Source organism: Ideonella sp., assembly GCF_036277275.1.
In the GTDB taxonomy this organism is placed as follows: domain Bacteria; phylum Pseudomonadota; class Gammaproteobacteria; order Burkholderiales; family Burkholderiaceae_C; genus Ideonella.
Window position 1 is genome coordinate 1 of record NZ_DASUNH010000153.1, and the last position, 5991, is coordinate 5991.

The 5991-nt window shown below is 63.6% G+C and carries 4 protein-coding genes and 1 tRNA gene; 2 read left to right on the forward strand and 3 right to left on the reverse strand.

The features are described from left to right. Nucleotides 1-118: 118 nt before the first annotated feature. From VFY73_RS26630 to rtcR, 3 genes are all read right to left on the reverse strand, one after another. Nucleotides 119-193, reverse strand: a tRNA-Gly gene (locus VFY73_RS26630). Between the two features lie 210 nt (nt 194-403). Next, nucleotides 404-616, reverse strand: coding sequence for a hypothetical protein (locus tag VFY73_RS26635; protein WP_329724602.1), 213 nt, complete (start codon nt 614-616; stop codon nt 404-406). A gap of 149 nt (nt 617-765) precedes the next feature. Next, nucleotides 766-2373: an RNA repair transcriptional activator RtcR gene (rtcR, locus tag VFY73_RS26640; protein ID WP_329724604.1), complete on the reverse strand. Its 1608-nt coding sequence runs from the start codon at nt 2371-2373 to the stop codon at nt 766-768. Between the two features lie 208 nt (nt 2374-2581). On the opposite strand from rtcR, the gene VFY73_RS26645 reads away from it, so the two are divergent. Both VFY73_RS26645 and VFY73_RS26650 read left to right on the forward strand, forming a co-directional pair. After that, on the forward strand, nt 2582-4159 hold the full coding sequence (locus VFY73_RS26645) for an RNA-binding protein (protein ID WP_329724606.1): 1578 nt from the start codon (nt 2582-2584) through the stop codon (nt 4157-4159). A gap of 867 nt (nt 4160-5026) precedes the next feature. After that, nucleotides 5027-5991, forward strand: a 965-nt coding sequence (locus tag VFY73_RS26650; RefSeq protein ID WP_329724608.1) for an RtcB family protein, incomplete at its 3' end; no start/stop codon positions are given.

Below are 5991 nucleotides of genomic sequence, written 5' to 3' on the forward strand. Positions count from 1 at the left end.
ACCAAAGCGCTGACTCGCTGCACGACGCGGGCGTCCCCGCGGCGCACATCCCAGTCGCCCCTGCACTTTGTGGGGCGCATGCATGACCGTGGTGCCGAAGCACACCCGCCATGAGATTTGGAGCGGAAACCGGGGATCGAACCCGGGGCCTCGACCGTGGCATGGTCGCGCTCTACCACTGAGCTACATCCGCTTGAATTTGCGAGGACTCGCTGCTTTCAAAAGAGCAGCAGTCCTCGCGGCAACTTGTTAAAGAGCAGGCCGATACGCCGTTGCGTATCGGGGGTGACCCATCGGTCACCGGTTATGCGAACCTTGAAAGGCGTGCAGAGAAACAAAAAAGGCCCGGATCCTTGCTGGAATCCGGGCCTCGACGTGTGTTCGAGTGGAAGGGTGTGTGCGCCTACGCGCCTCCCTCGCCCGGTGGTGACAGCCAATCCTCGTAACCAAGGCAAGCCTGGGCTTGCAGGTTCTGGTTGGACGGCCGTCCCTGATTCATCGCAATGGCTCGCTTGCCAGGGCAACCCTTGCCAGCAAACACATTCATGGCGCGCACGGCCACACGACTGCCCGTCAGGGGCAGAGCGTGGTGGTGGATGCGGCCAAAGGTGTTCACGATGAATCTCGGTGTGTGTGAATGAATTCGGTGTTTGTTCGGTGCGCGATTGCTTTTCGGCAACTGCAACAGGATTGAACTGTAAAGACTCTTCACTCCATCGTCAAGCACCTGCTCGAACGAAATGTTGTTCCGGCGCCTACGTGTACTCAATTCGTGCAGACCGCGTCCCAGCTGAGCCCGTGCTTTTGCAGGTACTTGCGCAAGCGATCGGCGTCGTTCACCACGCTGCGCTGCGTGCGTGATCGATGGAACAGCCTGCGGCCGGCGTCGGAGAGCGTCTTCGATTCGCGGCAGATGCGCACCACGGATTCCAGCTGCAGGCGATCGAAGAGGTCCATCGCGTCGAGTGCTTCGGCATCGATCAGCGTGTCGAGCTGGACGGTGCCGACAGTCGCCGCATCCGCACCGGCATGTTGCCAATGCCAGCGCAAGCGCTGCAGCTCGGCATCGACCAGCGCGGTGTTGATACGCCCACCATCGGCCAACGTGGCCAGGCGGGTGACGCTGGCCATCAGGTCGCGAAAGTTGCCGGCCCACACCGCTTCGGGCGACTGGGCGAAACGCAAGTATTGCGCCTTCGCTTCGGCGTTGAAACGCACGGCACGGCCCGACTCGGCCGCGGCGCGCGCCAGCAGGTGCTCGATGTTCGGCTCCAGGTCTTCAGGGCGTTGCGCGAGCCCCGGCAGCGTGTACGACCAGAGGTTGATCCGAGCGTAGAGATCTTCGCGAAAACGCCCAGCGGCCACGTCGATGCGCAGATCACGGTTGGTGCCGGCGATCAGCTGGAAGTCGCTCGTCACCTCGCGGTCGCTGCCCATCGGGAAGAAGCGCTTCTCCTCCACCGCCTTCAGCAGCATCGCCTGCTCGTCGAGGCCCAGCTCACCGATCTCGTCGAGGAACAGCACGCCTTCATGCGCGGTGCGCAGCAGGCCGGCCCGGTCGGCGGCCGCACCGGTGAACGAACCCTTCTTGTGGCCGAACAGCGTAGAGGCGGCGCCGTCACCTTGCAGCGTCGCGCAGTTGACCTCGACGAACTCGCCAGCCATCTGGTGCCGCGCCTTCTTCAGTTCGAACATGCGGCGCGCGAGGTGCGATTTACCGGCGCCCGTCGGACCGGTCAGCAGGATCGGCGCGCGCGAGCGCACCGCGACACGCTCGATCTCGTCGATCAAGGCGTTGAAGCGCTTGTTGCGCGTCGCAATGCCGCTCTTGAGGAAGTCGACCGCCTCTTGCTTCTCTGCTTCGAAGCGGCGCGCCAGCGCGTCGTAGCGCGACAGGTCGAGGTCGATCAGCGCGTAGCTGCCCGGGTTGCCCTGTGTCTGGCGTTTCGGCGGTGAGGTCTGCAGCAGCACGCCCGGTATCGAGCGCGACTCGACCAGCAGGAACATGCAGATCTGCGCGACGTGCGTGCCGGTGGTGATGTGGGCCCAGTACTGCTCGCGGTCCGGATTGAAACGGTAGCTGCGTGCCCAGTCGTACAGCGCTGCGTAGACCTCGCCGAAGTCCCACGGATCGGCGATCTCCATCTCGATCGGCTTCACCTCAGTGTCGGGCGACGCCATGGTGATGTCCAGCGCCACGCGCTCGGCCAGCGCACGGTGCTGCGGGGTGTAGATCAGTTCGAGCCGATGCACCAGCAAGTCGTCGTGCTGCGCCAGCGAGACGGTGGGCCGCCACTTCTCCCAACGGCCGGCGCCCTGGCCGCCATCGAGCTGGGTGCCGAGAAAGCCAATCACGACGGTCTTCTTGGTCATGGATCAATAGATAGATGACTAGCTGCAATGCTAGCAATTCTCCAGATTGATTGGACTCGTGGCTTCACTCCGTCTCCGGCGTTTGAGAAAAATATCTTTGTATATCAATGGCTTGAGATGCTCCAGAGGTGGTAGGGCACGGCCTGGCACGCCCGTTGCAACATCTGAAGCACAAAAGTTGAATGCAAAGAGGACGAGGAGAACACTCATGGTCAACACCCAGTTGTTTCATTCGAGCAAGGGCGCGCTGCTGCCGCAGCCGCAGGCCGAGAACCACCAAGGCGCACCGGCCTATGCGTTGAGCCCGCGCCACCAGCTGGCGCAATTGGCGGCGACCGGTTGCCTGAACCGCACCTTCTATGCCGACGCGCAGAACCAGCTCGACAGCGTGCTGGCGCTGGCGAACCAGGTCGAGCTGGCCTTTGTCGCGAAGACGGCGGTGTACGCCCGTTCGGCCGGCCACATGAAGGACATGCCGGCGCTGCTGGCGGCTTCACTGGCGGTGCGCGATGTCGGTCTGCTGAACGACGTGTTCGGCCGTGTGGTCGACAACGGCAAGATGCTGCGCAACTTCGTGCAGATCGTGCGCAGTGGTGCGGTCGGCCGCAAGTCGCTGGGAACGCGTCCGAAGAAGCTGGTGCAGCACTGGCTGCTGAACGCGAGCGAAAAGCAGCTGCTGGCGGCTTCCGTGGGCAACACGCCGTCGCTGGCCGACGTCGTGAAGATGGTTCACCCGAAGCCGGCTGAAGCCTGGCGTGCGGCCTGGTTCGCCTGGCTGCTGGGCAAGCCGTTCGCTGAAAGCGAGCTGCCGCCGTTGACGCAAGCGTTCGAGCGCTTCAAGCGTGGCCTGGCCCTGGGCGCGACCACGATGGATGTGCCGGACGTGCCGTTCCAGATGCTGACTGCACTGCCGCTGGTGACCGCCCACTGGGCACAGATCGCCCGCGCTGGTTCGTGGCAGATGGTGCGACAGAACCTGAACACCTTTGCTCGTCACGGTGTGTTCGGTGTCGACGGCATGGCCGAGGTGATCGCAGCGAAGCTGCGTGACCCGCAGACCGTGGCGAAGGCGCGTGTGCTGCCGTACCAGCTGATGTCGGCGTTCCATGCGACCGGTGATGCATTGCCCGCCGTGGTGCGCGATGCCTTGCAGGACGCGATGGAAGCTGCGCTGATCAACGTGCCGGCGTTCGACGGCCGCGTGGTGGTGTGTCCGGACGTGTCGGGCTCGATGAGCTCGGCCGTGACGGGTCACCGCGGCTCGGCGACGTCGACGGTGCGCTGTATCGACGTGGCGGCGCTGGTGGCGGCGGCCGTGCTGCGCAAGAACCGTGCAGCACGTGTGCTGCCGTTCGAGCAAGGCGTGGTGAAGCTGCAGCTGAATGCTCGCGACTCTGTGATGACCAACGCGAAAGCGCTGGCGTCCATCGGAGGCGGCGGGACGAACTGCAGCGCGCCGCTGGCACTGCTGAACCAGGAACGCGCGATGGTGGACGTGGTGATCCTCGTCTCGGACAACGAGTCGTGGGTCGACGCGCGCCGCCACGGAGCGACGCAGACGCTGCGCGAGTGGGAGACGTTGAAGAACCGTTGCCCGCAAGCCAAGCTCGTGTGCATCGACATCCAGCCGTACGCGACGACGCAAGCGGCAGAGCGCCACGACATCATGAATGTCGGTGGCTTCTCGGATGCGGTGTTCGGGATGGTGGGCCAGTTCGTCGACGGCAAGACCAGTGCCGAACACTGGGTCGGCGAGATCGAGAAGATCTCGCTGGGAGTGCAATAGAAGAATGAAGAAAGTCAACCAAGTCACTGGGAGGTGAGGACGGTGCCGCAGGCGAATGCGCACAGGAGTACAGCACCACATGGCCAAGCGGGCACGCAAGCCCGCAGCCGGGCAACCGGCGGCCGCTCTTGTGTCTCTTGTCGTCTGCGGCACCCATCCAAGTAGTTGAATCGACGGCTGTCGGTTGGCGAATGTGGCGTGGGACTCCATTTATCCCAATGCTCAAGTCTCACGCCAATCCTTGTCGCCAACCGAGAGCCGTTGAAGCAGGAGAGTTTGAAGCGCGAATGCCAGCAGGACTACATTGGAGCCGTGGGGTTCAAACCCCCAACCGGGCAACCGGACCGGCAGTTGTCTTGCGTCCTCTTGTCGCGCCGTATTTTTGATGTCGCGCTGCGAATGCAGATGGAACTACAGCTTTGGGTGCTCGTGGTCGCGGGTTCGATTCCCGCCGGTCCCACATCAGGGGGACCGTAGCTCAGTGGATAGAGCACGAAACGTTTCATCAGAACTTGTCGCAGCGAGGCATCTCCAAACAAGCAAGGACAAAGGGCGCGCTGGCACAGAAGGGAGCGCCACTGCCAAAAATGTTGATATTGCCGGCAGCCTGGGTAACACCAGGTGCAGCGGGTCAAGTCGGTTGGCGAGTACGGTTGAGGATGCAGGTGCCGGCTCCGATGACGGGTCGTCACTGGCGCGCGTTTCCAATCGCCGACTGGGCCAGGGGATCGCTCAAAGCGCAGCTTTGGACGCGCCAATGGCGTGGGCCGAAGGCCGAGCGCGGAGCGCGAGCAATCCCTGGTTGCTGCATTGATACGGGTTCGAATCCCGTCGCGTCCACCAGATCAGTTGAAAGAACAGAACACCATGGAACAGAAGAACTACAACATTGAAGAAGTCGCTGGCGGCGTGCCGGTGAAGATGTGGACCCGCGGCGTGCCCGTCGAAGACGAGGCGAAGCGCCAGCTGGCGAATGCTGCGCGCTTGCCGATCGTCTTCAAGCACATCGCGGCGATGCCGGACGTGCACCTGGGTATCGGCGCGACCGTCGGCTCGGTGATCCCGACCGTCAAGGCCATCATCCCGGCGGCGGTCGGTGTGGACATCGGCTGCGGGATGATCGCGTGCAAGACCACGCTACGCGCGGAGGACCTGCCGGACAACCTGGGCCCGCTGCGTTCGGCGATCGAGCGTGCCGTGCCGCACGGCCGTGCGCCGGGTGCGCGTGATCCGGGCGCGTGGGGAAAGATCCCCGGCGCGGTGGACACCGCGTGGGCCGAGTTGGAGCCCGAGTTCACCGAGCTGTGCCGCGACTACCCGAAGCTGGAGAAGACCAACCACCGCAACCATCTGGGTACGCTGGGCACCGGCAACCACTTCATCGAGGTCTGTCTCGATGAGGAAGGTGCCGTGTGGTTCATGCTGCACTCGGGGTCACGCGGCGTCGGCAACGCGATCGGCACGATGTTCATCGAGCTGGCCAAGCAGGATGCGATCCGCAACAACGCGAACCTGCCGGACCGTGACTTGGCGTACTTCGAAGAAGGCGCGCGTTACTTCGGCGACTACGTGCGCGCGGTGAGCTGGGCGCAGAAGTTCGCGAAGCTGAACCGCGAGGTGATGATGCGCCGCGTGATCGAAGCCGCGAAGACCGTGCTGCACAAGAACTTCCAGAGCCACATCGAGGCGGTGAACTGCCACCACAACTATGTGCAGAAGGAAACCCACTTCGGCCAGGACGTGTTCGTGACCCGCAAGGGCGCGGTGAGCGCGAAGAAGGGCGAGCTGGGGATCATCCCGGGCAGCATGGGCGCGCGCAGCTACATCGTGCG

Coding starts and splice junctions, on each gene's coding strand:
- rtcR (WP_329724604.1), bottom strand. CDS start 2,373: ATGACCAAGAAGACCGTCGTGATTGGCTTTCTCGGCACCCAGCTCGAT.
- VFY73_RS26645 (WP_329724606.1), top strand. CDS start 2,582: ATGGTCAACACCCAGTTGTTTCATTCGAGCAAGGGCGCGCTGCTGCCG.